At 52.7% G+C, this 25,303-nt stretch carries 24 protein-coding genes and 1 riboswitch; of the genes, 12 read left to right on the top strand and 12 right to left on the bottom strand.

Features of this window, described 5'->3' with window-relative positions; all coding sequences use genetic code 11:
• Positions 1-41 precede the first annotated feature (41 nt).
• Positions 42-656 carry a TIGR04211 family SH3 domain-containing protein gene (locus NA330_RS05250; RefSeq protein WP_001125344.1) on the bottom strand — a complete coding sequence of 205 codons (615 nt, stop codon included), beginning with the start codon at positions 654-656 and terminating at the stop codon, positions 42-44.
• Positions 657-897: 241 nt separating this feature from the next.
• On the opposite strand from NA330_RS05250, the gene NA330_RS05255 reads away from it, so the two are divergent.
• The 3 genes from NA330_RS05255 to hldE all read left to right on the top strand — a co-directional run bounded on the left by NA330_RS05255 (position 898) and on the right by hldE (position 6,641).
• Positions 898-2,199, top strand: coding sequence for a CYTH domain-containing protein (locus tag NA330_RS05255; protein WP_023195113.1), 1,302 nt, complete (start codon positions 898-900; stop codon positions 2,197-2,199).
• Between the two features lie 117 nt (positions 2,200-2,316).
• Entirely contained in the window at positions 2,317-5,160 is a 2,844-nt protein-coding gene (gene glnE / locus NA330_RS05260; RefSeq protein ID WP_023242506.1) for a bifunctional [glutamate--ammonia ligase]-adenylyl-L-tyrosine phosphorylase/[glutamate--ammonia-ligase] adenylyltransferase, read from the top strand.
• A 47-nt stretch (positions 5,161-5,207) separates the two neighbouring features.
• Complete coding sequence (hldE, locus tag NA330_RS05265; protein ID WP_000867682.1) at positions 5,208-6,641, top strand: bifunctional D-glycero-beta-D-manno-heptose-7-phosphate kinase/D-glycero-beta-D-manno-heptose 1-phosphate adenylyltransferase HldE; 1,434 nt, start codon at positions 5,208-5,210, stop codon at positions 6,639-6,641.
• Between the two features lie 159 nt (positions 6,642-6,800).
• Here the strand turns inward: hldE and NA330_RS05270 are convergent, their stop codons facing one another.
• From NA330_RS05270 to NA330_RS05280, 3 genes are all read right to left on the bottom strand, one after another.
• Positions 6,801-6,860 carry a type I toxin-antitoxin system Ibs family toxin gene (locus NA330_RS05270; RefSeq protein ID WP_001804776.1) on the bottom strand — a complete coding sequence of 20 codons (60 nt, stop codon included), beginning with the start codon at positions 6,858-6,860 and terminating at the stop codon, positions 6,801-6,803.
• A 238-nt stretch (positions 6,861-7,098) separates the two neighbouring features.
• Positions 7,099-8,778 carry a flotillin family protein gene (locus NA330_RS05275; RefSeq protein ID WP_000342879.1) on the bottom strand — a complete coding sequence of 560 codons (1,680 nt, stop codon included), beginning with the start codon at positions 8,776-8,778 and terminating at the stop codon, positions 7,099-7,101.
• Between the two features lie 18 nt (positions 8,779-8,796).
• Positions 8,797-9,417: an OB-fold-containig protein gene (locus NA330_RS05280; protein WP_001650725.1), complete on the bottom strand. Its 621-nt coding sequence runs from the start codon at positions 9,415-9,417 to the stop codon at positions 8,797-8,799.
• 257 nt (positions 9,418-9,674) lie between these two features.
• Between NA330_RS05280 and glgS the strand changes: the two genes are divergently transcribed.
• Positions 9,675-9,884 carry a cell surface composition regulator GlgS gene (gene glgS / locus NA330_RS05285; protein ID WP_000928927.1) on the top strand — a complete coding sequence of 70 codons (210 nt, stop codon included), beginning with the start codon at positions 9,675-9,677 and terminating at the stop codon, positions 9,882-9,884.
• Between the two features lie 73 nt (positions 9,885-9,957).
• Here glgS and ubiK read toward each other — a convergent pair whose 3' ends face one another.
• On the bottom strand, positions 9,958-10,254 hold the full coding sequence (ubiK, locus tag NA330_RS05290; RefSeq protein ID WP_000566824.1) for a ubiquinone biosynthesis accessory factor UbiK: 297 nt from the start codon (positions 10,252-10,254) through the stop codon (positions 9,958-9,960).
• A gap of 132 nt (positions 10,255-10,386) precedes the next feature.
• Positions 10,387-10,585: riboswitch (FMN riboswitch) on the top strand.
• A 105-nt stretch (positions 10,586-10,690) separates the two neighbouring features.
• Between ubiK and ribB the strand changes: the two genes are divergently transcribed.
• Positions 10,691-11,344, top strand: a complete 654-nt coding sequence (gene ribB, locus NA330_RS05295; protein ID WP_001076978.1) for a 3,4-dihydroxy-2-butanone-4-phosphate synthase — start codon at positions 10,691-10,693, stop codon at positions 11,342-11,344.
• Positions 11,345-11,514: 170 nt separating this feature from the next.
• On the opposite strand, the gene dsbI is transcribed toward ribB, so the two are convergent.
• The 3 genes from dsbI to NA330_RS05310 are packed head-to-tail and all read right to left on the bottom strand — an operon-like array spanning position 11,515 to position 14,694.
• Positions 11,515-12,192 carry a protein-disulfide oxidoreductase DsbI gene (gene dsbI, locus NA330_RS05300; RefSeq protein WP_000345576.1) on the bottom strand — a complete coding sequence of 226 codons (678 nt, stop codon included), beginning with the start codon at positions 12,190-12,192 and terminating at the stop codon, positions 11,515-11,517.
• 14 nt (positions 12,193-12,206) lie between these two features.
• Positions 12,207-12,878: a thiol:disulfide interchange protein DsbA/DsbL gene (locus NA330_RS05305; RefSeq protein WP_000096230.1), complete on the bottom strand. Its 672-nt coding sequence runs from the start codon at positions 12,876-12,878 to the stop codon at positions 12,207-12,209.
• 19 nt (positions 12,879-12,897) lie between these two features.
• Complete coding sequence (locus NA330_RS05310) at positions 12,898-14,694, bottom strand: aryl-sulfate sulfotransferase (RefSeq protein WP_000460265.1); 1,797 nt, start codon at positions 14,692-14,694, stop codon at positions 12,898-12,900.
• A gap of 399 nt (positions 14,695-15,093) precedes the next feature.
• Here NA330_RS05310 and NA330_RS05315 point away from each other — a divergent pair, with 399 nt between their 5' ends.
• The gene (locus NA330_RS05315; RefSeq protein WP_000469259.1) at positions 15,094-15,270 is read left to right on the top strand and encodes a hypothetical protein; all 177 of its coding nucleotides are present in this window, start codon (positions 15,094-15,096) and stop codon (positions 15,268-15,270) included.
• 66 nt (positions 15,271-15,336) lie between these two features.
• Here the strand turns inward: NA330_RS05315 and zupT are convergent, their stop codons facing one another.
• Positions 15,337-16,110, bottom strand: a complete 774-nt coding sequence (gene zupT, locus NA330_RS05320) for a zinc transporter ZupT (RefSeq protein WP_000115874.1) — start codon at positions 16,108-16,110, stop codon at positions 15,337-15,339.
• Positions 16,111-16,250: 140 nt separating this feature from the next.
• Here zupT and ygiD point away from each other — a divergent pair, with 140 nt between their 5' ends.
• Positions 16,251-17,039 carry a 4,5-DOPA dioxygenase extradiol gene (gene ygiD, locus NA330_RS05325; RefSeq protein WP_023242507.1) on the top strand — a complete coding sequence of 263 codons (789 nt, stop codon included), beginning with the start codon at positions 16,251-16,253 and terminating at the stop codon, positions 17,037-17,039.
• Positions 17,040-17,100: 61 nt separating this feature from the next.
• On the opposite strand, the gene NA330_RS05330 is transcribed toward ygiD, so the two are convergent.
• From NA330_RS05330 to tolC, 3 genes are all read right to left on the bottom strand, one after another.
• Complete coding sequence (locus NA330_RS05330; RefSeq protein ID WP_000442833.1) at positions 17,101-18,264, bottom strand: glutathionylspermidine synthase family protein; 1,164 nt, start codon at positions 18,262-18,264, stop codon at positions 17,101-17,103.
• 5 nt (positions 18,265-18,269) lie between these two features.
• On the bottom strand, positions 18,270-18,941 hold the full coding sequence (locus NA330_RS05335; RefSeq protein ID WP_000831528.1) for a DUF1190 family protein: 672 nt from the start codon (positions 18,939-18,941) through the stop codon (positions 18,270-18,272).
• Positions 18,942-19,153: 212 nt separating this feature from the next.
• Positions 19,154-20,629, bottom strand: coding sequence for an outer membrane channel protein TolC (gene tolC / locus NA330_RS05340; protein WP_001663008.1), 1,476 nt, complete (start codon positions 20,627-20,629; stop codon positions 19,154-19,156).
• A gap of 200 nt (positions 20,630-20,829) precedes the next feature.
• Here tolC and nudF point away from each other — a divergent pair, with 200 nt between their 5' ends.
• From nudF to parE, 5 genes are read left to right on the top strand one after another with little or no spacing between them, the layout of a single operon-like run.
• A complete protein-coding gene (gene nudF, locus NA330_RS05345; protein ID WP_023195116.1) occupies positions 20,830-21,462 on the top strand; it encodes an ADP-ribose diphosphatase in 633 nt (210 codons plus the stop codon).
• The gene (locus tag NA330_RS05350) at positions 21,459-21,881 is read left to right on the top strand and encodes a DUF1249 family protein (protein WP_000833404.1); all 423 of its coding nucleotides are present in this window, start codon (positions 21,459-21,461) and stop codon (positions 21,879-21,881) included. The genes nudF and NA330_RS05350 overlap by 4 nt, the downstream gene beginning before the upstream one ends.
• A gap of 24 nt (positions 21,882-21,905) precedes the next feature.
• The gene (gene cpdA, locus NA330_RS05355) at positions 21,906-22,733 is read left to right on the top strand and encodes a 3',5'-cyclic-AMP phosphodiesterase (RefSeq protein ID WP_000444734.1); all 828 of its coding nucleotides are present in this window, start codon (positions 21,906-21,908) and stop codon (positions 22,731-22,733) included.
• A complete protein-coding gene (gene yqiA, locus NA330_RS05360) occupies positions 22,733-23,314 on the top strand; it encodes an esterase YqiA (protein WP_000105725.1) in 582 nt (193 codons plus the stop codon). Before cpdA ends, yqiA begins: the two co-directional genes overlap by 1 nt.
• A 27-nt stretch (positions 23,315-23,341) precedes the next feature.
• Positions 23,342-25,234, top strand: coding sequence for a DNA topoisomerase IV subunit B (gene parE / locus NA330_RS05365; RefSeq protein ID WP_052894775.1), 1,893 nt, complete (start codon positions 23,342-23,344; stop codon positions 25,232-25,234).
• Positions 25,235-25,303 lie beyond the last annotated feature (69 nt).

Below are 25,303 nucleotides of genomic sequence, written 5' to 3' on the forward strand. Positions count from 1 at the left end.
ATCATCCTCTAATGATAAGACAGTGCCGCAGAGAAGGCGATTTAGTTCATCCAGCGGTCTTTGCGTTTACGGCTTGGGATCATATGCGGCAGCACCAGCCCTAACAGCAAGCCAATACCCAATACGCCGCCGCCATACATAAACCACTGCATAATAATGGTGCGCTGTTTGTCATCCAGTTGCAGATTCGCGGCACTAACTTTTTTCTGCGCGACAATCAGCTCGTTTTTCAGCTTCTGGTTCTCTTCTTTTAGCCCGTTGATGACGCTGTCGCTTTGCGCCACTTTCTGCTGCATATCGGCGGTGCGCTGATTCCACGTGGTATCAATATTGTTGAGTTTATCAGTCAACGTTTTGACCTGATTTTCCAGATCCGGCACGCGGGTACGCAGGCTTGGCGTGGTATTCAGTTCTTTTAACGGTATCCAGGCAGTACGACCAGAACTGTCTTTAATTTGACCATAGTTGGCATCGCTCTGTAAGAGCGTGACTTCCTCGCCGGCGTTGACGGTACCCACAAGGCGATAATTATCTCCCGGACCGCTGCGGACCCAGGTATTCAGTTCATCAGAAACGTAACGCGTCTCTTCAGCATGAGAGACGGCGGTGGCGCTAAGCGCAAGTAAAGTTAGTCCAATCAGGCGTAATTTTGGCATCAGGCTGTCGTTATTGTCAGAGAAAGTGGAACGATAGTAACGGCATCAGTGTCGCTACGCAAAGTCGTCGACATCAATCGGAATCATCTGTGTCGCCTTTGCCGCTACGTCAAACTTTTACGCCCGTCAAATTGCTCGTTGCATGGCAATTTGGCGCAAAATACTATCTACTGACAAAAATAATGCGGGTAAGTTCGCCAAGAATCTTCCCAGATGTGACATAACCCATAAGTACAAGGCCATGGCTCAGGAAATCGAATTAAAGTTTATCGTCAATCACGACGCCGTAGATGCGCTGCGAAATCATCTTCATACGCTCGGCGGCGAGCATCATGCGCCCAGCCAGTTGCTGAATATCTACTTCGAAACGCCTGATAACTGGCTACGCCGCCATGATATGGGGCTGCGTATTCGTGGTGAAAATGGGCGCTATGAAATGACCATGAAAATTGCCGGCCGGGTAACGGGCGGGCTGCACCAGCGACCCGAATACAATGTCGCGCTAAGCGAACCCGTGCTGGATCTGACGCAACTTCCGGCGGAGGTCTGGCCGGATGGCAAACTGCCCGCTGGCCTGGCATCAAGCGTACAGCCGCTGTTCAGTACCGATTTTTACCGGGAAAAATGGTGTCTGGACGTTGATGGCAGCAGGATTGAAATTGCGCTCGATCTCGGCGACGTAAAAGCGGGCGAGTTTGCCGAACCGATTTGTGAGCTGGAGCTTGAGTTGCTTCGCGGCGATACGCGCGCCGTGTTAAAACTGGCGAAGCAACTGCTGTCGCAAACCGGTTTGCGTCAGGGCAGTCTGAGTAAGGCGGCGCGAGGTTATCACCTGGCGCAGGGGAATGCGCCGCGAGAGAATACACCAACGACAATTCTGCGGACCGCCGCGAAAGCCACGGTAGAGCAAGGGCTGGAGGCCTCGCTGGATCTGGCGTTGTCACAGTGGCAGTACCATGAAGAGCTCTGGCTGCGCGGCGACGAGTCGGCGAAAGAACACGTGCTGGATGCTATGGGATTAGTGCGCCATGCCTTAATGCTTTTTGGTGGCATTGTTCCACGTAAAGCGAGCGCTCACTTACGTGATCTACTTACCCAGGCGGAAGCGACGATGACATCCGCGGTGTCCGCCGTCACAGCCGTTTATAGTACGCAAACGGCGATGGCGAAACTGGCATTGACGGAATGGCTGGTGACGAAAGCCTGGCAGCCATTTCTGGACGCGAAGGCGCAGGCCAAAATGGCCGATTCTTTTAAGCGTTTCGCCGACATTCATCTTTCTCGTCATGCTGCTGAATTAAAAAAAGTTTTTGGACAACCGCTGGGTGATAAGTATCGCGACCAGTTGCCGCGTTTGACTCGCGATATTGACAGCGTTTTACTGCTGGCCGGGTATTATGATGCGATGGTCGCGCAGGCATGGCTGGAGAACTGGCAGGGATTGCGTCACGCCATTATTACCGGACAACGTATTGAAATTGAACATTTCCGTAATGAGGCCATTAACCAGCAGCCGTTCTGGTTGCACAGCGGAAAACGATAATCAGAACCGTAGAAAGCGCCTGATGACGCTGCGCTTATCAGGCTTACGGTATGCGGACTTGTAGGCCGGATCAGGCGAAACGCCGCCATCCGGCATTATTTAAAGGATATCCCCTAAATGACGCCGCTCTCTTCACCCTTATCGCAGTACTGGCAGACCGTTGTTGAGCGCCTACCAGAAGGATTTACTGAGACATCGCTTAGCGCGCAGGCGAAGTCAGTACTTACATTTAGCGATTTTGCGCTGGATAGCGTGATAGCGCATCCGGAGTGGCTTGCCGAACTGGAATCCGCATCGCCGCAGGCTGATGAATGGCGACATTATGCTGGCTGGTTACAGGAGGCGTTGGCAGGTGTCTGTGACGACGCCTCGCTGATGCGTGAACTGAGGCTTTTTCGTCGTCGCATCATGGTACGCATCGCCTGGGCGCAGACGCTGTCGCTGGTGGACGATGAGACTATTTTACAACAGTTGAGCCATCTGGCGGAGACGCTCATTGTGGGGGCGCGCGACTGGCTGTATGCCGCCTGTTGCCGCGAATGGGGAACCCCCTGTAACCCGCAGGGCGTTCCGCAGCCGCTGCTGATTTTAGGCATGGGCAAGCTGGGCGGCGGCGAACTGAATTTTTCTTCTGATATCGATCTGATTTTCGCCTGGCCGGAACATGGCGAGACCCGGGGCGGACGCCGTGAACTCGATAACGCCCAGTTTTTTACGCGTCTCGGGCAGCGGCTGATCAAAGCGCTGGATCAGCCCACAATGGATGGTTTTGTCTATCGGGTGGACATGCGCCTGCGACCGTTTGGCGACAGCGGCCCGCTGGTCCTGAGTTTTGCCGCGCTGGAGGATTACTATCAGGAACAAGGACGCGACTGGGAACGCTACGCCATGGTGAAAGCGCGGCTAATGGGTGATAACGACGACGCCTGGTCTCGTGAATTACGCGCCATGCTGCGGCCTTTCGTTTTCCGCCGCTATATCGATTTCAGCGTCATCCAGTCGCTACGTAATATGAAAGGGATGATCGCCCGCGAAGTGCGACGCCGCGGTTTGAAGGACAACATTAAACTTGGCGCGGGCGGTATTCGGGAAATTGAGTTTATCGTGCAGGTATTCCAGCTCATCCGCGGCGGACGCGAGCCGTCGCTACAGTCGCGTTCGTTACTGCCGACGCTGGATGCTATCGCTGCGCTGCATTTGCTGCCTGAGAATGACGTGGCGCAACTGCGCATGGCCTATCTTTTTCTACGTCGTCTGGAGAATCTGCTGCAAAGCATCAATGACGAACAGACGCAAACGTTGCCTGCCGACGATCTGAATCGGGCGCGGCTGGCCTGGGGAATGAAGGCGGAGAACTGGCCGCAGCTTGTTGGCGAACTGACGGATCATATGGCTAATGTACGCCGCGTATTCAACGAATTAATTGGCGATGATGAAGCCGATACCCCGCAGGAGGAAGAACGTTCAGAGCCGTGGCGTGAAGTATGGCAGGATGCGCTACAGGAGGATGATTCGACGCCAGTGCTGGCGCATTTAGCCGATGAGGATCGGCGACAAGTTCTGACCCTCATCGCTGACTTCCGTAAGGAACTGGATAAACGCCCTATCGGCCCGCGCGGGCGGCAAGTGCTGGACCAACTGATGCCGCACCTGCTTGCTGATGTCTGTTCTCGCGAAGACGCCGCTGTTACGCTATCGCGGATAACGCCGTTGCTGGCGGGGATTGTCACTCGCACCACCTATCTGGAGCTGCTGAGCGAATTTCCCGGCGCGCTGAAACACCTGATTATGCTCTGCGCCGCTTCGCCAATGATAGCGAGCCAATTGGCGCGTTATCCGTTGTTGCTTGATGAACTGCTCGACCCCGGCACGCTTTATCAGCCGACGGCTACCGACGCTTACCGCGACGAATTACGTCAATATTTACTGCGCGTGCCGGAAGAAGACGAAGAACAACAACTGGAGGCATTACGCCAGTTTAAACAGGCACAGCTTTTGCGGATTGCGGCGGCGGATATTGCCGGTACGCTGCCGGTGATGAAAGTGAGCGATCACCTCACATGGCTGGCGGAGGCGATGATTGATGCTGTGGTGCAGCAGGCGTGGACGCAAATGGTTGCGCGTTATGGTCAGCCAGCGCATCTGGACGAGCGCCAGGGGCGGGGGTTTGCGGTTGTCGGTTATGGCAAGTTGGGCGGATGGGAGCTGGGCTACAGTTCCGATCTGGATCTCATCTTCCTGCATGACTGTCCGATGGACGTCATGACCAACGGCGAACGCGAAATCGACGGGCGGCAGTTTTATCTGCGCCTGGCGCAGCGCATTATGCATCTGTTCAGTACGCGCACCTCCTCCGGCATTTTGTATGAGGTGGATGCGCGTCTACGCCCCTCTGGCGCGGCGGGAATGCTGGTGACTTCAGCGGACGCGTTTGCCGATTATCAGCAGCATGAAGCCTGGACCTGGGAACATCAGGCGTTGGTACGCGCTCGCGTGGTATATGGCGACCCGCAGCTTACCTCACAGTTTGATACGGTGCGCCGCACTATCATGACGACGGCGCGCGACGGCAAGACATTGCAGACTGAAGTGCGTGAAATGCGCGAGAAAATGCGGGCGCATCTCGGCAATAAGCATCGTGATCGTTTTGATATTAAAGCTGATGAAGGCGGTATTACGGATATTGAGTTTATCGCGCAATATCTGGTACTGCGCTACGCTCATGAAAAACCTAAATTAACGCGCTGGTCTGATAACGTGCGCATCCTGGAGCTTCTGGCGCAAAACGGCATTATGGATGAACACGAAGCGCAGGCGCTGACGGTAGCCTACACCACACTGCGTGATGAACTGCACCACCTGGCGTTGCAGGAGCTTCCCGGTCATGTGGCGCAGACGTGTTTTAGCAAAGAGCGCGCGCTGGTGCAGGCAAGCTGGCGGAAGTGGCTGGTAGCCGTTTGAATTATGCTATTATCGCGCGCAAATTTTGAATCTCTCAGGAGACAGGAATGAAAGTAAATCTGCCAGCGTTTGAACGTGCAGGCGTCATGGTTGTGGGTGATGTAATGCTGGATCGCTATTGGTATGGCCCCACTTGCCGTATTTCACCGGAAGCGCCGGTGCCCGTGGTTAAGGTAAATACCGTTGAGGAACGTCCGGGCGGCGCGGCGAACGTGGCGATGAACATTGCGTCTCTGGGAGCGAACGCCCGTCTGGTCGGCCTGACGGGTATTGATGACGCCGCGCGCGCGCTGAGCAAAACGTTGGCGGAGGTCAATGTGAAGTGCGACTTCGTTTCTGTGCCGACGCATCCGACAATTACCAAACTGCGCGTGCTATCACGTAATCAGCAGCTCATTCGTCTTGATTTTGAAGAGGGCTTTGAGGGGGTGGACCCGCAGCCGTTGCATGAGCGTATCAACCAGGCGCTGGGATCGATCGGCGCGCTGGTATTGTCCGATTATGCCAAAGGCGCTCTGACCAGCGTGCAGACTATGATTTCCCTGGCGCGCCAGGCGGGCGTGCCGGTGCTCATCGATCCGAAAGGAACGGATTTTGAACGTTACCGCGGCGCCACGCTGCTGACGCCAAACCTTTCTGAATTCGAGGCGGTCGCGGGGAAATGTAAAAGCGAAGACGAACTGGTTGAACGCGGCATGAAGCTCATTGCCGATTACGACCTTTCCGCGCTGTTGGTCACGCGTTCCGAACAGGGAATGACGCTGCTGCAACCGAATAAAGCGCCGCTACATATGCCGACGCAGGCGCAGGAAGTTTATGATGTTACCGGTGCGGGCGATACGGTGATCGGCGTGCTGGCGGCGACGCTGGCGGCGGGAAATACCCTGGAGGAGGCGTGTTATTTCGCCAATGCGGCGGCGGGCGTAGTGGTAGGTAAACTCGGGACGTCAACGGTTTCCCCTATTGAGCTGGAAAACGCAGTGCGCGGACGCGCGGATACCGGCTTCGGCGTCATGACCGAAGAGGAGTTGAGACAGGCCGTCGCCAGCGCGCGTAAGCGTGGCGAGAAAGTGGTCATGACCAACGGCGTTTTCGATATTCTGCACGCGGGCCATGTCTCTTATCTGGCGAACGCGCGCAAACTGGGCGACCGCCTGATTGTTGCGGTCAATAGTGACGCCTCGACTAAACGTCTGAAAGGCGAAAGCCGTCCGGTTAATCCGCTCGAACAGCGTATGATCGTGCTGGGCGCGCTGGAGTCAGTCGACTGGGTTGTCTCTTTTGAAGAGGATACGCCGCAACGACTGATTGCCGGTATTCTGCCGGATCTGCTGGTAAAAGGCGGCGACTATAAGCCGGAAGAGATCGCGGGCAGCGAAGAGGTCTGGGCCAACGGCGGCGAAGTCATGGTGCTGAACTTCGAAGATGGTTGTTCCACGACCAATATCATCAAAAAGATCCAGACCGAGAGCGAAAAGTAAAACCGCGTCATCAGGCGTTACAGACGCTGCGGGCGCTGATTTTGAAGGCGCGTCGGACATTTTGTTTCGACGCGTATCTCGCGGTTGACGCTGCTTTTTTTTCGACCTAAAGTAAAGGAATAAGGGTGAGAGGGGATCTCTCCCCCCTCTGATTGGCTGTTAGTAAGCTGCGAAACTTATCAGTAACAGAACAATCAGTATGATGACCTGGTGCATCATAACCCTTTCCTTATTAAAGCCCCTTCCTCGGGAGGGGCTTTCCCGTTTCAGCCCCTTGCTGACATCGCGATTGTTGGTGAGTGGTCTGTCTGACGCAAGGGCTTTCTCCCGCCGATTTTGCGTTACTGGATCGCCCACGCAAAATGGCCTGCTGGTCATAACGCTTTGTACAGACAAGGTGGAAAAAAGATAAAAAAATCCCCGGTCTTATGACCAGGGACAGGAGATATGGCGGGGGTTATTGCTCTTTTACCGTTGCTTCGCGATTAATCTCATCCGTTGCCGATGAAACCAACGGCGTGGTCAGCGCCTTTAGCGAGCCGCCGGCGATGCCAATCTCGTTTAACAGCGAATCGATCAGCGGCGCCTGGGTACGATAGGTGAGCGCGGCAGATAACGCTTGTTCCGCCAGGTTTCCCCCGTTAGCGCCGCCAGCGGCGACGTCGCCCGCCGTCGCGCCGCGATTGAGGCCATCGACCTGAATAATCTTAATGCCGTCGATGGATTTCATCGGTTCAACAGACTTCTCAATAACAGCAGGCAACGATTGTAAGAGCGCTAGTTTAAATTTGAGGCTGGTTTGTTCGTCAGAAAGCACGTTGATAGCGTCATTCAGCGCCCGTTGCGCTTCGGCTTCCGCCAGACCTTTTTTACGCGTTGCTTCCGCCAGTTCGATGATGGCGGCGGCTTGCAATTCTGCCGCTTCTTTCTCTGCTTTTGCCCGAACGGTCAGTTCGACCGCTTTGGTTTCCGCATCCTGCGCCGCGGCGATCAGAGCGACCTGCTTGGCGCGATCCGCTTCGGCGGTCTGGCGGGTGGTTTCTACGTTTTGCTGGGCGCGAACCGCATCGGCCAGCGCGTCGTTGGCGCGCGCTTCTGCTTGTGATTGCTGCTCGGATTTGGCGGCAATGGCGATAGATTTCGTCTGGTTGGCGATTTCTGTCACCTGTTGCTGTTCGATCTCTTTAATACGTACTTCACGCTCGGCCTCAACTTTCCTGGACCGTACTGCTTGCTCACGTTCGATCTCCGTCTCCTGGATCTGCCGCTCAGCAAGAATGCGCGTCTGTTCTGCTTCACGATGGCGCTCGGCCTCAAAAGCGGCAATTTTAGCGTTTTGTTCGGCGGTGCGGGTTTTAACCTGTTGCTCCTGCTCCAGAGTCATAAAGGCTTCTTGTTGCTCGATTTCCAGCTTGCGCTCAAGCGCGTCGCGGTTCTTTTCGCGCACCGCCACTTCCACATCCTGTTCCACTTCATTACGTTCACGACGGCGGCGTTCGGTTTCCTGCGTCAGTTTCGTCAGACCTTCGGCATCAAAGGCGTTGTTTGGGTTGAAATGTTCTTTGGACGTTTGGTTAAAGTTGGTTAAGGAGACGCTTTCCAGCTCCAGGCCGTTTTTCGACAAATCTTCCGCAACGGTGTTTTGTACGCCCTGAACGAAGTTTTCACGCGTATCCTGTAGCTCATGCATCGTCATCTGGGCTGCGGTAGCGCGTAAGGCGTCAACGAATTTATCCTCAACCAGCATACGAAGATCTTCCGGCGACAGCGTTCGCTGGCCAAGGGTTTGTGCGGCGGTGGCAATACCTTCAACAGAGGGCTTTACACGCACGAAGAAAGCGACGACCACGTCAACGCGCATACGATCTTTGGTGATCAGGCTGTCGACGGTAGCACGGCTGACTTCGAGTTTTAGGGTATTCATATTGATCGGAATAATTTCGTGAAAGATTGGCATCACAATAGCGCCGCCGCTCATCACCACTTTTTGCCCGCCAAGCCCGGTACGGACAAACGCCTGTTCCGCAGATGCGCGGCGATAGAGGCGAGCAAAAATGATCCCGATAATTAGTAAGACGATAACCGCCACGATGGCGGTAAACATCCATGATGGCAATATGCCAAAAACATCATCCATTATGTAAGTTCCTCTCAATTAGACATAGAAGGTACGCTCAGCCAAATAACGCGTTGCGGAAAGTCGGCAGACAATCAGCACCTTGTCTCCTTTTTTAAATTCTTTTCCCTTTTCAGGTTCCAGCAGTAAATAGTGAATCTGGCCGAACTTATCGGTAAATTTTCCTTCGCAAGGTGTACCGGCGACGGCGGCGTGGCCGGTAATAATCGCCATGCCGCCGATAAATTCCTCTTCCCTGAGGGCGGAGCTTTCATCTCTGGGTAGCCAGGGCGCGAGGATTTTTCCGCTGTAATGCACGGCAAAGACCGACAGGACAATGCTCAACGGGACCAGCAGCAGATTGCTGAGCGGCACTTGCCAGAGCATGATCCCGCCATGCTGGATGAGGATACCGAAGAGGCCGAAATAACCGGCCAATAGACAGAGGACGACCAGGGCGGGAACGCGTCCAATATTCAGATAATGAAGCGCCTGGCCCGCAGGGCCGGATGACAGGGCGTCATAATGATCGAGATGGGCGTCGAGCGCGCCTGAAAGAAAGTGGCCAAAAATCAGAGAAATCATCTCCAGCACGCCGATAAAGAAAACGAACGCAATGGCAAACAGATAGGGGCTGTTATACTCCGCAAATAAGGTCATATTTTCTATCCTTGTCGCCGCCTTCAGAAGGGTGTTCGCGTGATAATTTTCATGCTTGTTATTTCACTGCGTTACAATATCATGTGACCCATATCTCCTTAAGTCCGAAAAGCGATTTATCCGTCGTTATCTTTGGTGAATATTGTGATTTTGCGCATTAAATTTGCGCACGTTATGTATAAAACCGCCGTACATATAGGGAAATACTGAAATTAGAAAAAGCATATAGCCTTAACAGAATTCAATAACTGGAGGGTATGCTGATGAACAACAATAACGTCTATTCATTAAATAATTTCGATTTTCTGGCGCGCAGTTTTGCCAGAATGCAGGCGGAGGGGCGTCCTGTTGATATCCAGGCGGTAACCGGCAATATGGACGAGGAGCACCGCGACTGGTTTTGCAAGCGTTACGCGCTTTACTGCCAGCAGGCGACTCAGGCGAAAAGGTTAGAATTAGAACACTAATGCAGGCTCCCTTTACAGGTGCAGGGCATTATTCAGATCTTATATGAGCGGGCCGTCAGGCCCGTTCACGTTTTTACTCTTGTGGATCGACTGGCGGGATGGCGGGCGCAGGTTTTACTTCTTCAGGCTTGTCGCGAGCTTCCAGTTCGCTGAGGCGTTGCTCCAGCAGCGCCAGTTTTTCCCGGGTGCGCAGCAAGACCTGAGTCTGGACATCAAACTCTTCGCGGCTCACCAGATCGAGACGCGTCAGCTGAGATTGCAGCGTTTGACGGATTTTTTTCTCGATATCTTCCCCGAACTCGCGAATACCTTTCGGCATTGACTCATGAACCTGGCGTGCGATTTGCTCAATTTTTTTCGGGTCAATCATTGTGGTTTCCCTGAACTGGTAAGTGTTAGCTCTTATTGTAGTGCGATATGTGGACGCCATAAACCAGAATTGTGTGACGTCATACGGAGTAAAGGCGTTGATGAAGGTAATCAATAGCGTTATAGTTAACCCGCTTATTCTCAGGGCGGGGCGAAATTCCCCACCGGCGGTAAATCAGCGATGTTTAACGCATTTCTCATCACGGCGCGCCGTGACGGAACGCGGAGAGCAGGTTGAAAGCCCGCGAGCGCTTTTTGCCATAGCGAAAAGGTCAGCAGATCCGGTGTAATTCCGGGGCCGACGGTTAAAGTCCGGATGGGAGAGGGTAACGATCCAGTCGGGCATGGACCCGCTCACGTTATTTTTTTGCCGCTTGTCGGCACTCCTAAGACTGCCCTGATTCTGGTAACCATAATGTTAATGAGGTTTTTTTACCATGAATCAGACGCTACTTTCCTCTTTTGGTACGCCTTTTGAACGTGTTGAACTTGCACTGGATGCGCTGCGTGAAGGACGCGGTGTGATGGTGCTTGATGATGAAGATCGTGAAAACGAAGGCGATATGATTTTCCCCGCAGAGACGATGACCGTAGAACAGATGGCGTTAACCATTCGTCACGGTAGCGGTATTGTTTGCCTGTGTATTACTGAAGACCGTCGTAAGCAGCTCGACTTACCAATGATGGTGGAAAACAACACCAGCGCCTACGGTACCGGTTTTACCGTGACCATTGAAGCCGCAGAAGGCGTGACCACCGGCGTTTCCGCCGCTGACCGTGTCACTACGGTGCGTGCGGCAATTAAGGATGGCGCAAAACCGTCCGATCTTAACCGTCCGGGGCACGTTTTCCCACTGCGCGCTCAGGCGGGCGGCGTGCTGACGCGCGGCGGTCATACGGAGGCGACCATCGATCTGATGACGCTGGCCGGTTTTAAACCTGCAGGTGTACTGTGCGAGTTGACTAACGACGATGGGACGATGGCGCGCGCGCCGGAGTGTATCGCGTTTGCAGGCCAGCATAATATGGCGGTAGTCACGATTGAAGATCTGGTGGCTTACCGCCAGGCGCATGAGCGCAAAGCCAGCTGATCGAACGGATCATGGTTGAAAAAAGCCGATGAGATGTCATCGGCTTTTTTGTATTCCTTCGGTGCCATATCGTTCAGTTTCAAAGAACGACGAATAAGCTGAATGGTAAAATTATTGTGAGAAAAGCAGAGGCCTGAATGCAGACCTCTGCTTTGGTTTATCTATTCAGGTTATTTTCCTCTGGCCAGTTTCAATGCCCAGGCGCCGCTCATCACCAGCAGCAGAATCAGGCACAACCCAAAGGCCAACATACATGCCTGCGCCATGTTCATAAAGTGCCAGGGCGGAAGCAGATACCAGCCTTCGGACTGCTGGTAGAGATCGACAAACCACTGCTGTACGCTACTGAGCGTTACGCCATCAGGGACGATAGGCGCGTCATAACCGCAGTCTCCGGTAGGTTTAAACCACTCCGGTGCCCATTCCGCCAACGGTAAGTTGAAAGGAAAGGTCGGGTCAGTCGAACATCCTTGCACGCCAAAAAGTGAATCGGGGTCCGCATTATGTACCGCATGATGGATACCATTAAGCTTAATAGAAAACTTAATGCCCATAATGCTGCCATAAAACGCCGCGATGCAGCCAATCAGCTTCAGCACGATATTTTTGGGATTTATTGCCGCAATCACCCCGCCAATTACCATCACAAACATCGCGTAACGAATGTAAACACACTGTTCGCACGGCGCCATGTAGAGATAGATTTGGAAGAACGAGTGCGCCAGGATAATTAACCCTCCCATCGCGATGGCCATTAACAGCCACAGAAAGCGCTGTTCCTGCCATCTCACCAGCGTATCTACTGGTCTTGCGCGTAGGTCTCGCCATAATCCCTTAATAAAATCCATAATCGTTTCCCTGCTTATTTTTTAGTGGCCAGTTCCCGAACGAGTTCAGCCATAGAATCGATGGATTTGATGTTTTTGGTATAGATAAGGTACTTGCCGTTGACGACGTAAGCCGGAACACCCTGAATTTTGGCAACGTCATAGGCGGCTTTCCATTTTTCCAGAGTCTCCTGAACGGCAGGATCTTTCAGCGCCGCTTCAAAATCAGCCTGGCTCATGCCTGCGGCGTCCAGCCCGGTTTTAATAAATGCCGCCGGATCTTTCCCATCTGACCAGCGCTCTTTCTTATCATGGTAAGCCGCATACCAGGCGAACTTCGCTTTTTTGAATTGTGATTTAGCATCAAATAACGAAATCCCGGCAGCTTTATCTTTGGCGATCAGGACTGCAAATACTTCGCTGGCCTGTTTGCCATATTCGCCTTTTGTTTCCAGGTGGAACGGGGTGAACGTAACGAGATCGGCTACTTTATCAGAAACCGGACCTGTTACGGCTTTGTCATATTTGTAGCAGAAAGGGCAGGCATAGCTAAATACCTTAATCAGCGTTTTATCCGCATTAGGAATCGGTTTCTCCAGAACCATATAATCTGTGCCCTCGGTAAAAGCCGATGCCGCAAAAGGAGTGACCAATGCCGCGGTTAATACTACGCTTTTAAATAAAGAGGTAATCCATTTAGATGACATATTAATTCCTTCCCGTGATTTATTTAAACATTTGCGTTGGATGAACCAGTAACGCACGATAGTGAGTCTGGTTGGGTTTATCCGACAGCACATCAATTTCAACTTTCACTTCTTTCGTTTTATAGTCAATCTCATTCAGTTTGCCGACTGTGGGTTTACCAACGTCGAACAGGTTAATAGAACCGCCAAAGCCGAACATGGTGTCGCGGTCTTTTTGATATTCAACAACCGAGGTAATAGGACTATAGAAATCATATCCACGTTCTTTACCGTATTCCCAAACTTGTTGTACGGTGCCTTTCTTCTCATCGATCTTATATTCGACAAAACGGGAATATTTCATGGTCGGTAGAGCCGGTTGCTCCAGGCCGCGACCATCGCCGTTATCAAAGACCGTTAACGTGCCTTTGCTGGAAAGCCATGCCGTATGTTGGGTATAGGTGAAATCGAAATCGGTGTCCTTACACTTGCCGTTTTCGTCACAGGTCAACGGCTTACCATGATCGTCTACCGGTTTCAGCAATTTACTGGCTAGCTGCTTATTCCAGCCTTTAGACGGTGCCAGTATCCATTTCACCTGCTTATCGCGACCAATTTTTACAATACCCTGATGGCGGGAAGAAAGGATGATGGAGTCGTCTTTCGCGTCATAAGCGATAGAGTTGACGTGCGCCCAGTTACGACCGGCACCAACGCCAAGCGCATCGCCATACGGCGTATCCGGTTCGAGTTTCGCCTGCTGTCCGGCATGGGCCAGATCGACGTTCACGCATACTGCGCCCGCATCCAGCGCGCCGAGCAGCGCATCACGCATAGGGTCGAGGATTTTGGTTAAATCCCAAACGTCTACTACGCGGCCAGACTTATCAACCTCAATGATTTGGTCACGAATAGTATGAACATGTATGCCGTCTTCTTTGCGGTAATCGCGTTTGCCGACGCGCAGCAGTACGGTGCCGTTCACGGTTTCGATGGATTCATGAGACGCATCCAGGAACCCGCGCGGCAGTTTGTGATCGGCAAGAATTTGCCCCATCATGTCAAACTCGTACCAGTGTTGGCCCTGTACCGCGGTAAAGGTGCCGCGAGGCGTTTCACGAATACCCATCAGATAGCCGCGTTTGTTGATATTCATATCGTGGCCGTCGTAGAAGGTATCTTGATCCAGCCACCAGCGGTATTCACCCTGGGTGTCGACTACAAACGTATAAGGGGCGATATCGAAAGGCAAAGCCCCGCCCGCCGGACCGGCATCAAGAATGCCCGCATTTTTATCTTTTTCGCCATGCCAGTGAAATTCAGCGCCCTGCGGCGTAAAGGTATGGGTATTTACCAGATAAAGGCGATCTTCAAATCCTGGCGCGACTTTAATAACTTTCGTTTGCTGGAGATCTGAAATAGAACGGTTATCCATATAATGGTTGACGATGGCGGACGTCTGCACCACATAGTCATCCTTCATGGCTTTGCCGTTTTCTTTATATTCTACCGTGACGTTGTTGGCAAATTTCTGATAAAGGCCAAAAATAGGAATACCGTCATAGGTTTCTAAAGATTCTTTCCCAACGGTATAAGTAACGGGAACGCCTTTTTCCCCTTTGCCATGTACAGTAACTTTAACGTCTGAAATAACATGGCTATCTAATTCCACCAGTGCGGTGAGAGGGGCATTACCGTAAGGATCGACAACGACTGCGCCTAATTTCCCTGCGGGCTGCGCCGGTTGAAAACCTGCGGCAAACGTACTGGCTGCGGTGAGTCCGCATGTCAGTGCGACGGCGCCGGCAAGTATTGTTTTCCGGTATTGGTCAAACATGGATATATCTCCTTATATACAACTTCTAAATATAATACTTCTGAATATACTATGTTTTTATGAATAATAAATGAGGTAAATGATTGGTCTTTAAATATAAGTCATGATGCTGTTACTTATTTTAAAGTATATTCTGTATCAATATTTTTTAATTGCCTGAGTGAGTCGATAGTAGGAGTGTGATATTTTAAGAACAATATAAATTAGTACGAAGTGTGATCTTATCGACATTGTTTTCTGCTTAATACCTCTTTCATTATTGTGTTTCACCACTGATTTATATGATCAAAATCATTTATTTGTTCCACAAATATGCCAGTATATGAATACGTCAAAATAAGGGTATGTAAAATTTTAACGTTAAATGTTTAGTGATGTTAAATTTTAAGGGTAAAAAGGATGTTTATTGCCTGGTATTGGATAATATTAATCGTTCTGGTGGTAGTAGGGTATATTTGCCATATGAAGCGTTATTGCAGAGCGTTTCGGCAAGACAGAGATGCATTACTTGAAGCGCGAACGAAACGTTTTCGCCAGACGAGCGAAGGCGACAGCGTGATGAATGAGCAGAAATAGCGCATATCCTTGACGGGCAGCCGGATGTTGCCTGGCTAAAGGCCTGCATCCGGCGCGACGTTTCTCTTAACCGATACCTATCGTCTGCAAAATGACGAGACTGAGCCCCATGATGGACATACCGCAAAGCACGCCATAGCTGGGGTTATTGTTAGGATCGATCTCTTTTGCCAGCGGCATCAGTTCATCGACGGAGAGCGCCACCATAATACCGGCGACTGCCGCCATGATAGCCGCCATAACGATTGGCGAAACCAGACTGCCCAAAATCAGCCACGCCAGTACGCCGCCAAGAATTTCCGCCATGCCGGAGATACCGGCCCAAAAAATCGCGGTACGTTTTGAGCCCGTCGCGGCATAAACCGGGCCGGCAACCGCCAGACCTTCAGGAATATTGTGCAACGCCACCGCCAGTGCGATGCCGAAACCCAGTTCAAGATTGCTGCTGGCAGTGACAAAGGTGGCGATCCCTTCCGGAAAGTTGTGCAGGCTAATGCCGAGCGTCAATAAAATCGCAGTGCGTTTTATCGAGCCGGGAAGCGGCTGCTGCCTCTTTTGCACCAGATCCTGCGGATGAGCGTGAGGAAGCAGGCGGTCCAGCCCGAAGTAGCCCAACAGGCCGATAATAAACATCCCGTAGCCCAGTACGGGCGACATTCCCTCGGTATCAAGCGCGGCGGGCAGCATCTCCATCAGCGAGATGAGCAGCATGATCCCTGCGGCGAAGCCCAGCGAAAAAGCCAGCACGCGGTTAGACGGTTTTTGGCCGAGAACGCCAAGAAACGCGCCAATAAAGGTGGCGGCGCCCGCCAGTAAGGTCAGAATAAGTGGTACTGACATCCATTACTCCTTATCAATTTGCCGTCCGAACCTGACCTTCAAAATAACTGATGATCTTCATCATAGTTATCTGAGTTCTTCCTCTGTGAAGAAAGCGTATGGTGATGTTAACAAAATGTCTTTCCTGTAAGGATAACATCATGTCTTTAACGTGTATGCCAGCATTGTTTTTGGGGCATGGCAGCCCGATGAACGTGCTGGACGATAATGATTATACCCGCGCCTGGCGGCGATTGGGGGAAGCCCTGCCTCGACCACAGGCGATAGTGGTGGTGTCGGCGCACTGGTATACCCGCGGGACGGGCGTCACAGCGATGGAAAGGCCGCAAACTCTCCATGATTTTGGCGGTTTTCCGCAGGCGCTGTATGACACGCATTATCCGGCCCCTGGATCGCCTGCGCTGGCGCAGCGTCTGGTTGAACTGTTGGCTCCCGTTCCCGTCGCGCTCGATAAAGAAGCGTGGGGATTTGATCACGGCTCCTGGGGCGTATTGATCAAGATGTACCCGAATGCGGATATCCCGATGGTGCAGCTTAGTGTTGATAGTACCAAACCGGCGGCATGGCATTTTGAGGTGGGTCGTAAGCTGGCGACGCTGCGTGACGAAGGCGTGATGCTGGTGGCCAGCGGGAATGTGGTTCATAACCTGCGGACTGTGCGTTGGCACGGTGACAATAAACCGTATCCCTGGGCGGCGTCATTTAATGACTTTGTGAAAGCCAATCTGACGTGGCAGGGGCCGGTAGAACAGCACCCGCTGGTGAATTATCTGCAATATGAAGGGGGCGCATTATCGAACCCGACGCCGGAGCACTTTTTACCTTTGCTGTATATACTTGGCGCCTGGGACGGCAAGGAACCTATCACCATCCCGGTCGACGGTATTGAGATGGGCAGTATAAGTATGTTGTCGGTGCAGGTGGGGTAGGCCGGATAAGGCGCTGAATGATTGCCCGATGGCGCTACGCGCATCGGGCTTACAGGAGAATCTATCCTTCGACAAAAATATGCGGATAGAAGCGGGAGAGATCCTGGGTGATCAGCGCCCGATCTTCACGGATACCAATTCCGGCGGGCTGATCGTTAATCAGCCAGCTACCAATCAGGGTGTAACTGTCGCCGAATTTTGGCAGTGGATAGAACTGTTGCACGATCATACCCTCTTCGCCATACGGGCCTTCCACGGATTCGATCGTTTTACCATTCTCAATAATCGATACGTTCGCCCCTTCGCGGGAGAAGATCGGTTTCACGACATATTTATCCATTGGCGGATGTTCGTCTTCGGCGAAATACGCAGGCAACAGATTCGGATGGTCAGGGAACATCTCCCACAACAGCGGCAACAACGCTTTATTGGAGATAATGCTTTTCCAGGCCGGTTCCAGCCAGCGCACGCCGGCATCTTCCAGCTTGGTGGAAAACATCTCGCGCAGCATAAATTCCCACGGATAGAGCTTGAACAGGTTCGCAATGACCTGATCCTGCAGATCCGTAAATTGGCCTTTTTCCCCCAGACCAATATCGTCGATATAGAGAAATTCGGTGGCGATTTCCGCTTCGGCCGCGCAGTCCTGTAAATACTGAATGGTGCCGCGATCCTCAACCGTATCGCGACAGCAGGTGAGATGCAGCAACTGAAAACCGTACTGCTCGCGAAGTTCAGCAAAGCGTTCAATCAGCTTTTCCTGCAGGCTATTAAACTGATCGCTGCCTTCCGGCAGATTGCCCGCGTTGATCTGATCTTCCAGCCAAATCCACTGAAAAAACGCCGCTTCATACAGCGATGTTGGCGTGTCGGCATTATTTTCGAGCAGCTTAGGCTCGCCGATGCCGTCCCAGGCCAAATCGAGGCGGGAATAGAGCGATGGTTGTTGCGTTTGCCAGGACTGGCGAACAAAACCCCAGGTATGTTTTGGAATACGGAACTTCGTCATCAGCTCATCGCTGGCGATGACGCGTTCTACTACCTTGAGGCACATCTGGTGCAGCTCGGCGGTAACGTCTTCCAGTTTTTCCACCTGGGCGAGCGTTAACTTGTAATAAGCGTCTTCACACCAGTACGGTTCACCATACATAGTGTGAAAATTAAACCCGTATTCAGTCGCTTTATCGCGCCAGTCCGGGCGCTCGGTAATACTGACTCTTTCCATGCGTATCAGCCGCCCATCGAACGTGTTGAAGTACCGGCAGCGCTACGCTGCATGGTGCTCTGTTTGGCGACGGATTCGCCAAAACCGCCGCGGGTAACGGTTGTTGTGGTGGCAGGTTTCGGCGCCATCGCGGTTTTTGGTACGGTCATTGTCCGGCCCGGTTGCGCCGCGCCGTAGTTTTTACCTGCCGCATCGGTATATTTGCCGTATGCAGGGCTGGCCGGGTTTTTCGAGCTAAACAGCGGCTGTTGCGCAAAGCCTGCGCCGCCGCCCATCAGACGCCCCATCATGTAACCTGCCATAAGCGGCATCCAGAAACTGCCGCTGGATTGTTGGGCCTGCGCCTGATTTTCCGGCGCCATGCCAGCCTGTGCGGGCGCTTGCTGGCACTGACCTTCGCCAAACTCAGCGACGCAATCTTCGCGTGTAGCGTACTTAGGCGCAGTACGTTCGGCCTCTTTCAGCGCATTGTTATACGCGGTTGTACACTCCGCGCTTTTGCCCGGATTCGCCGCTGAACAGTCATCAGCGTTTTGATACAGCGATACGGTTTCATCGCTTTTTTCACAGCCAGCCAGCATAAAAACAGCCGTAACCGCTAGGGCGACCGGCGTTAAATGCCGCGCGCTCCAGCTTTTGCGAAATGATGCGTGATGGATGGATTTTGTCCGTTTCATATTTGTCTTCCAGGACCCAGTGGTAAATACAACATGCCTTCAGAATAGAGGATGACTGGTCGAAATTGAAGCGAGAAAAGGCGAGAATGCGGCGGAATAGCAGGATCTTTACGTTGTCTTACGTTCAGGCGCGGCTTCATGACAGGTAGCGCCGCGCTTACCAGACCTACAAGGGCACAGGTCTGATAAGCGCAGCGCCAGCGAATAACTTATCAATGCCGGAATGGATTGCCGTTATTGCTGTTGGCGCGAGCGGCGGTCGGCTGTACTGCCGGCGCGGCGCTATGGGCATTATAACCGTCTGCGGCAGCATCCTGCTCTGGCGTTTCCGGCGCTACGCTTTCCGGCGACGTCGGGATAGGTTTACCCAACGTACTGTTAAGCGCGAGCAGATCCTGCTCGTTCAGCGTACCGAGCGCATATTTGATATTTAACTGATTAATCAAATAGGTATAACGCGCGTTGGCCAGTTGCTGCTTGGCATCATACAGAGTGGTGGTGGCATCCAGTACGTCAACAATGGTACGTGTACCGACCGAGTAACCGGCTTCCATTGCATCCAAAGAACTTTGCGCGGAAACGACTGCTTGTTTATACGCGTTGATGCTGCTGATGGAGGCGTTAATATTGTTAAAGGAAGAACGTACGGTCTGCACCACGCTACGGTGCGCGCTTTCCAGCTGTTCGCTTGCGCCGACGAAGTTATACTGCGCCTGTTTTACCTGCGAGTTAACCATCCCGCCTTGATACAGCGGCAGGGAGAAGTTCAGGCCGATTTTATTCTGCCCCATGTTGCTATCGTCGTACTGGGCGGAGTTGGTTTTAGAACCGCTATAAGAGGTATCAGAAATGCCGGTTGAGGCCGTTAAATTCAGCGTCGGCAGGTGACCATCCTGCGCCTGACGGATTTGCTCGCGCGCCAGATCCTGACTTAAACGCGCCTGCAACAGCGACAGGTTACGGTTTTCCGCTTCCTTCAGCAGCGCATTAACAGCTTTAGGCTTGTCGGTTTTAAAATGTTCGACGTTAAGCGACGCCAGCTCCGGGTAATAATTGCCGGTTACCTGGCGCAGCTCTTCTACCGCGTTATCCAGGTTGTTGCGGGCGGTCACTTCATTCGCCAGTACGGTATCATATTGCGCACGGGCGTTTTGCACGTCGGTAATGGCGACCAGACCCACGTTAAAACGTTGCGTCGTTTGATCTAACTGACGGTAGATAGCCTCTTTTTGCGCCTGGGTATAGGAAAGCACATCAATAGCGTTCAATACCTTAAAATACGCGTTCGCGGTATTGAGGATCAGCGTCTGCTGATCGGTCTGATAGGTGACATCCTGAATGCCTGCTGCTTTTTCTTGCAGGGTGAGCCCACGCCATTTCGACATATCAAATAGCGTCTGCGTTAATTGCAGGGAAGCGCTGGTTTCATTGGAGTTGATACCGTTCGCATCGCGATAACCGTTGCTGTAGGTGTAGTCGGCACCTAAACCCAGTTGCGGCAGTAAAGGACTACGCGCTTCGTTAATTTTTTCGAATGCAGCATCGCGATCGGCAGCGGATTTACGCAATTCCGGGTTGCTCAGGCGTGCTTGCTGATAAACTTGCATCAGGTTCTCTGCCTGGCTTAGTGTGCTGAACCCCGACAGGCTCAGGCCGATAAGGATGGGGAGCAATTTCTTCATTTGCATTCCTTGTTGTGAAGCAGTATTTAGCGCTGATCAATTTGTAAAAATAATTGCTGATTCTAGCAGAATCCGCCACTGCAAAAAGTTGGCGTTACGTGCCATACGAGCCTTAATTGGCACCAATTTACCACAAGGGTGATAAAACAGCAGTCAACCACCCTTGAAATTCATCATTTAATCATTATTGCTAGCAGGGCAGCACAATGCGTAAATCAGACAACTTGCCAGTTACTTTCACCAAAAGCGATGTAGAAATTATTGCACGGGAAACGCGCTATCGCGGTTTTTTTTCATTGGATGTGTATCGATTCCGCCATCGTTTATTCAACGGAGAAATGAGTGGCGAGGTAAAGCGCGAAATTTTTGAGCGCGGGCACGCCGCCGTCTTGCTACCCTTTGACCCTGAACGCGACGAGGTGGTGCTGGTCGAACAGATTCGTATTGCCGCGTATGACACAAGCGTTACGCCGTGGCTGCTGGAGATGGTCGCTGGCATGATAGAAGAAGGCGAAACCATTGAGGCGGTCGCCCGGCGGGAAGCGATGGAAGAAGCAGGGCTGACCGTGGGCCGCACCCGACCGGTCATCAGTTACCTGGCGAGCCCAGGAGGAACCAGCGAGCGCTCATCTATTCTGGTGGGTGAAGTGGACGCCACGACCGCGGCAGGTATTCATGGTCTGGCGGATGAAAACGAAGATATTCGGGTTCATGTGGTAAGCCGGGAACAGGCATACCAGTGGGTAGAAGAGGGGAGAATCGACAACGCAGCCGCAGTCATCGCTTTGCAATGGCTTCAGTTGCATCATCAAGAGTTAAAAAACGAGTGGAAAAAATGAAGCGTTATACACCTGACTTCCCAGAAATGATGCGTTTGTGCGAAACCAATTTTTCGCAATTGCGCCGCCTGCTGCCGCGCAATGACGCCCCCGGTGAAACGGTGAGCTATCAGGTGGGCAACGTACAATATCGGTTAACGATTGTGGAATCGACCCGATACACTACGCTTGTAACGATCGAGCAAACGGCACCAGCCATCACCTACTGGAGCCTGCCGTCGCTGACGGTGCGCCTCTACCATGATGCGATGGTGGCTGAAGTGTGTTCAAGCCAGCAGATCTTTCGCTTCAAAGCGCGGTATGATTATCCAAATAAAAAGTTGCATCAACGCGACGAAAAGCATCAAATTAATCAGTTTCTGGCCGACTGGCTACGATTCTGTTTAGCACATGGAGCGATGGCGATTCCGGTTTATTAGCGTCGTGAAACCTAAGGACACCATTTGGAAAGCCTGTTAACCCTACCTCTGGCTGGTGAGGCCCGAGTCAGGATTTTACAAATTACAGATACTCACCTGTTTGCCGAAAAGCATGAAACGCTGTTAGGCGTCAATACCTGGGAAAGTTACCAGGCCGTGCTGGAGGCTATTCGGGCGCAACAGTATGAATATGATCTGATCGTGGCCACCGGCGATCTGGCGCAGGATCAATCCGCTGCGGCTTATCAGCATTTTGCTGAGGGTATCGCAAGCTTTCGCGCGCCTTGCGTTTGGCTACCGGGCAATCATGATTTTCAGCCAGCAATGTACAGCGCGCTGCAAGAGGCGGGGATTTCCCCGGCTAAACGCGTGTTAATCGGTGAACAATGGCAGATTTTGTTGCTGGATAGCCAGGTGTTTGGCGTTCCGCATGGCGAACTGAGCGAGTTCCAACTGGAATGGCTTGAGCGTAAGCTCGCCGATGCGCCAGAGAGACAGACATTGCTCCTTTTGCACCACCATCCGTTGCCGGCAGGGTGCAGTTGGTTGGATCAGCACAGCTTGCGTAATGCCGGTGAGCTGGATAGCGTGCTGGCGAATTTCCCGCGTGTAAAATATCTGTTATGCGGACATATTCACCAGGAGCTGGATCTTGACTGGAACGGTCGCCGTCTGCTGGCGTCGCCGTCAACCTGCGTACAGTTCAAACCGCACTGCGCGAACTTTACGCTGGATACTATCGCGCCGGGCTGGCGTACGCTGGAGCTCCAGGCGAACGGCGTCCTGGAGACGGAAGTGCATCGCCTGCAGGATACCCGGTTCCGACCCGATACCGCTTCGGAAGGATACTGATGTCTACGCTTCTCTATTTGCACGGATTCAACAGTTCCCCTCGCTCGGCAAAAGCGTGCCAGCTAAAAAACTGGCTGGCGGAGCGTCATCCGCATGTTGAGATGATCGTCCCTCAGCTGCCGCCGTATCCTGCCGATGCGGCGGAGTTGCTGGAATCTCTCGTGCTTGAGCATGGCGGTGCGCCATTAGGGCTGGTAGGATCGTCGCTGGGTGGTTATTACGCCACCTGGCTGTCGCAATGTTTTATGCTGCCGGCTGTGGTGGTGAATCCCGCCGTGCGGCCCTTTGAATTACTGACCGACTATCTCGGTCAGAACGAGAACCCCTACACCGGGCAGCAATATGTGCTAGAGTCTCGCCATATTTATGATCTTAAAGTCATGCAGATTGACCCGCTGGAAGCGCCGGACCTGATCTGGCTACTGCAACAGACGGGCGATGAAGTGCTGGATTACCGCCAGGCGGTGGCATATTACGCCTCCTGCCGTCAGACAGTGACCGAGGGGGGTAATCACGCATTCACGGGCTTCGAAGATTATTTCAACCAGATTGTCGATTTTCTTGGACTGCACAGTTGCTGACAATCAATTCGAATTGCTAATTAAACCATGACGCAAACTTATAACGCTGATGCCATTGAGGTACTCACTGGGCTTGAGCCGGTACGCCGCCGCCCGGGGATGTACACCGATACGACCCGTCCCAACCATTTGGGTCAGGAAGTAATTGATAATAGTGTGGATGAAGCACTGGCAGGTCACGCCAAACGCGTGGATGTCATTTTACATGCCGATCAATCGCTGGAAGTGATTGACGACGGACGCGGGATGCCGGTGGATATCCATCCGGAAGAGGGGGTTCCGGCGGTAGAACTGATCCTCTGTCGGCTTCATGCCGGCGGTAAATTCTCCAATAAGAACTATCAGTTCTCTGGTGGTCTGCATGGGGTGGGGATTTCGGTAGTGAATGCCCTGTCAAAGCGCGTGGAAGTGACCGTGCGCCGCGACGGTCAGGTCTATAACATCGCGTTTGAAAACGGCGAAAAAGTGCAGGATTTGCAGGTTGTCGGCACCTGCGGTAAACGTAATACTGGCACCAGCGTGCATTTCTGGCCGGACGAAAGTTTCTTCGACAGCCCGCGTTTTTCTGTCTCTCGCTTAATGCACGTTCTGAAAGCAAAAGCGGTGCTGTGTCCCGGCGTGGAAATCACTTTTAAAGATGAAGTGAATAACAGCGAGCAGCGCTGGTGCTACCAGGATGGTCTGAACGACTATCTGGGCGAAGCGGTAAACGGCCTGCCGACGCTGCCGGAAAAGCCGTTTATCGGTAATTTTAACGGTGAAACGGAAGCTGTTGACTGGGCGCTATTGTGGCTGCCGGAAGGCGGTGAATTACTGACGGAAAGCTACGTCAACCTGATCCCGACCATGCAGGGGGGGACGCACGTCAACGGTCTGCGCCAGGGCCTGCTCGACGCGATGCGCGAATTTTGCGAATACCGCAATATTCTGCCGCGCGGCGTCAAACTGTCGGCGGAAGATATCTGGGATCGCTGCGCTTATGTGCTCTCCGTGAAAATGCAGGACCCGCAATTTGCCGGGCAGACCAAAGAGCGTCTGTCGTCGCGTCAATGTGCTGTATTTGTTTCCGGCGTGGTGAAAGATGCCTTCAGCCTGTGGCTGAACCAGAACGTGCAGGCGGCGGAACAACTGGCAGAGATGGCGATTGCCAGCGCGCAGCGGCGACTGCGCGCCGCAAAAAAAGTGGTGCGCAAAAAGCTCACCAGCGGTCCGGCGTTGCCGGGGAAACTGGCGGACTGTACCGCGCAGGATCTTAATCGGACCGAGCTGTTCCTTGTGGAAGGGGATTCGGCAGGCGGTTCCGCCAAGCAGGCGCGCGATCGCGAATATCAGGCGATCATGCCGCTCAAAGGTAAGATCCTTAACACCTGGGAGGTCTCTTCCGATGAAGTGCTGGCCTCGCAAGAGGTGCATGATATTTCCGTGGCGATCGGTATCGATCCGGACAGCGACGATCTGAGTCAGCTGCGCTACGGCAAGATCTGTATCCTGGCGGATGCGGACTCCGATGGTTTGCATATCGCTACGCTGCTTTGCGCGCTGTTTGTCAGACATTTCCGCGCGCTGGTGAAGAATGGTCATGTCTACGTCGCGCTACCGCCGCTGTACCGTATCGATTTGGGTAAAGAGGTCTATTACGCGCTGACGGAAGAAGAGAAGGCGGGCGTACTGGAACAACTGAAGCGTAAGAAAGGCAAGCCGAACGTCCAGCGTTTCAAAGGCCTGGGTGAAATGAACCCGATGCAGTTACGCGAAACCACGCTTGATCCAAATACTCGCCGCCTGGTGCAGCTCACCATTAGCGATGAAGACGATCAGCGTACTAACGCGATGATGGATATGCTGCTGGCAAAGAAACGTTCTGAAGATCGACGCAACTGGCTACAGGAAAAAGGCGATCTCGCGGATCTCGACGTGTAACGGTTGTTGCACGCTTTATCCGGTCTGCATGCCGCAGGCCGGATAAGCGAATCCGACATGACGCCGCAG

Origin of the sequence: Salmonella sp. NW722, from assembly GCF_051702785.1 — a bacterium.
Classification (GTDB): domain Bacteria; phylum Pseudomonadota; class Gammaproteobacteria; order Enterobacterales; family Enterobacteriaceae; genus Salmonella; species Salmonella enterica.

What these genes read in the sequence shown, in the direction of transcription:
- dsbI (WP_000345576.1), bottom strand. Translation starts at nt 12,192, where the DNA reads ATGGATTTTATTAAGGGATTATGGCGAGACCTACGCGCAAGACCAGTA.
- NA330_RS05275 (WP_000342879.1), bottom strand. Translation starts at nt 8,778, where the DNA reads ATGGATGATGTTTTTGGCATATTGCCATCATGGATGTTTACCGCCATC.
- NA330_RS05310 (WP_000460265.1), bottom strand. Translation starts at nt 14,694, where the DNA reads ATGTTTGACCAATACCGGAAAACAATACTTGCCGGCGCCGTCGCACTG.
- tolC (WP_001663008.1), bottom strand. Translation starts at nt 20,629, where the DNA reads ATGCAAATGAAGAAATTGCTCCCCATCCTTATCGGCCTGAGCCTGTCG.
- glgS (WP_000928927.1), top strand. Translation starts at nt 9,675, where the DNA reads ATGCTGATGAACAACAATAACGTCTATTCATTAAATAATTTCGATTTT.
- NA330_RS05315 (WP_000469259.1), top strand. Translation starts at nt 15,094, where the DNA reads ATGTTTATTGCCTGGTATTGGATAATATTAATCGTTCTGGTGGTAGTA.
- ygiD (WP_023242507.1), top strand. Translation starts at nt 16,251, where the DNA reads ATGTCTTTAACGTGTATGCCAGCATTGTTTTTGGGGCATGGCAGCCCG.
- nudF (WP_023195116.1), top strand. Translation starts at nt 20,830, where the DNA reads ATGCGTAAATCAGACAACTTGCCAGTTACTTTCACCAAAAGCGATGTA.
- NA330_RS05335 (WP_000831528.1), bottom strand. Translation starts at nt 18,941, where the DNA reads ATGAAACGGACAAAATCCATCCATCACGCATCATTTCGCAAAAGCTGG.
- glnE (WP_023242506.1), top strand. Translation starts at nt 2,317, where the DNA reads ATGACGCCGCTCTCTTCACCCTTATCGCAGTACTGGCAGACCGTTGTT.
- yqiA (WP_000105725.1), top strand. Translation starts at nt 22,733, where the DNA reads ATGTCTACGCTTCTCTATTTGCACGGATTCAACAGTTCCCCTCGCTCG.
- NA330_RS05280 (WP_001650725.1), bottom strand. Translation starts at nt 9,417, where the DNA reads ATGACCTTATTTGCGGAGTATAACAGCCCCTATCTGTTTGCCATTGCG.
- ubiK (WP_000566824.1), bottom strand. Translation starts at nt 10,254, where the DNA reads ATGATTGACCCGAAAAAAATTGAGCAAATCGCACGCCAGGTTCATGAG.
- parE (WP_052894775.1), top strand. Translation starts at nt 23,342, where the DNA reads ATGACGCAAACTTATAACGCTGATGCCATTGAGGTACTCACTGGGCTT.
- NA330_RS05250 (WP_001125344.1), bottom strand. Translation starts at nt 656, where the DNA reads ATGCCAAAATTACGCCTGATTGGACTAACTTTACTTGCGCTTAGCGCC.
- ribB (WP_001076978.1), top strand. Translation starts at nt 10,691, where the DNA reads ATGAATCAGACGCTACTTTCCTCTTTTGGTACGCCTTTTGAACGTGTT.
- hldE (WP_000867682.1), top strand. Translation starts at nt 5,208, where the DNA reads ATGAAAGTAAATCTGCCAGCGTTTGAACGTGCAGGCGTCATGGTTGTG.
- NA330_RS05255 (WP_023195113.1), top strand. Translation starts at nt 898, where the DNA reads ATGGCTCAGGAAATCGAATTAAAGTTTATCGTCAATCACGACGCCGTA.
- NA330_RS05305 (WP_000096230.1), bottom strand. Translation starts at nt 12,878, where the DNA reads ATGTCATCTAAATGGATTACCTCTTTATTTAAAAGCGTAGTATTAACC.
- NA330_RS05330 (WP_000442833.1), bottom strand. Translation starts at nt 18,264, where the DNA reads ATGGAAAGAGTCAGTATTACCGAGCGCCCGGACTGGCGCGATAAAGCG.
- zupT (WP_000115874.1), bottom strand. Translation starts at nt 16,110, where the DNA reads ATGTCAGTACCACTTATTCTGACCTTACTGGCGGGCGCCGCCACCTTT.
- NA330_RS05350 (WP_000833404.1), top strand. Translation starts at nt 21,459, where the DNA reads ATGAAGCGTTATACACCTGACTTCCCAGAAATGATGCGTTTGTGCGAA.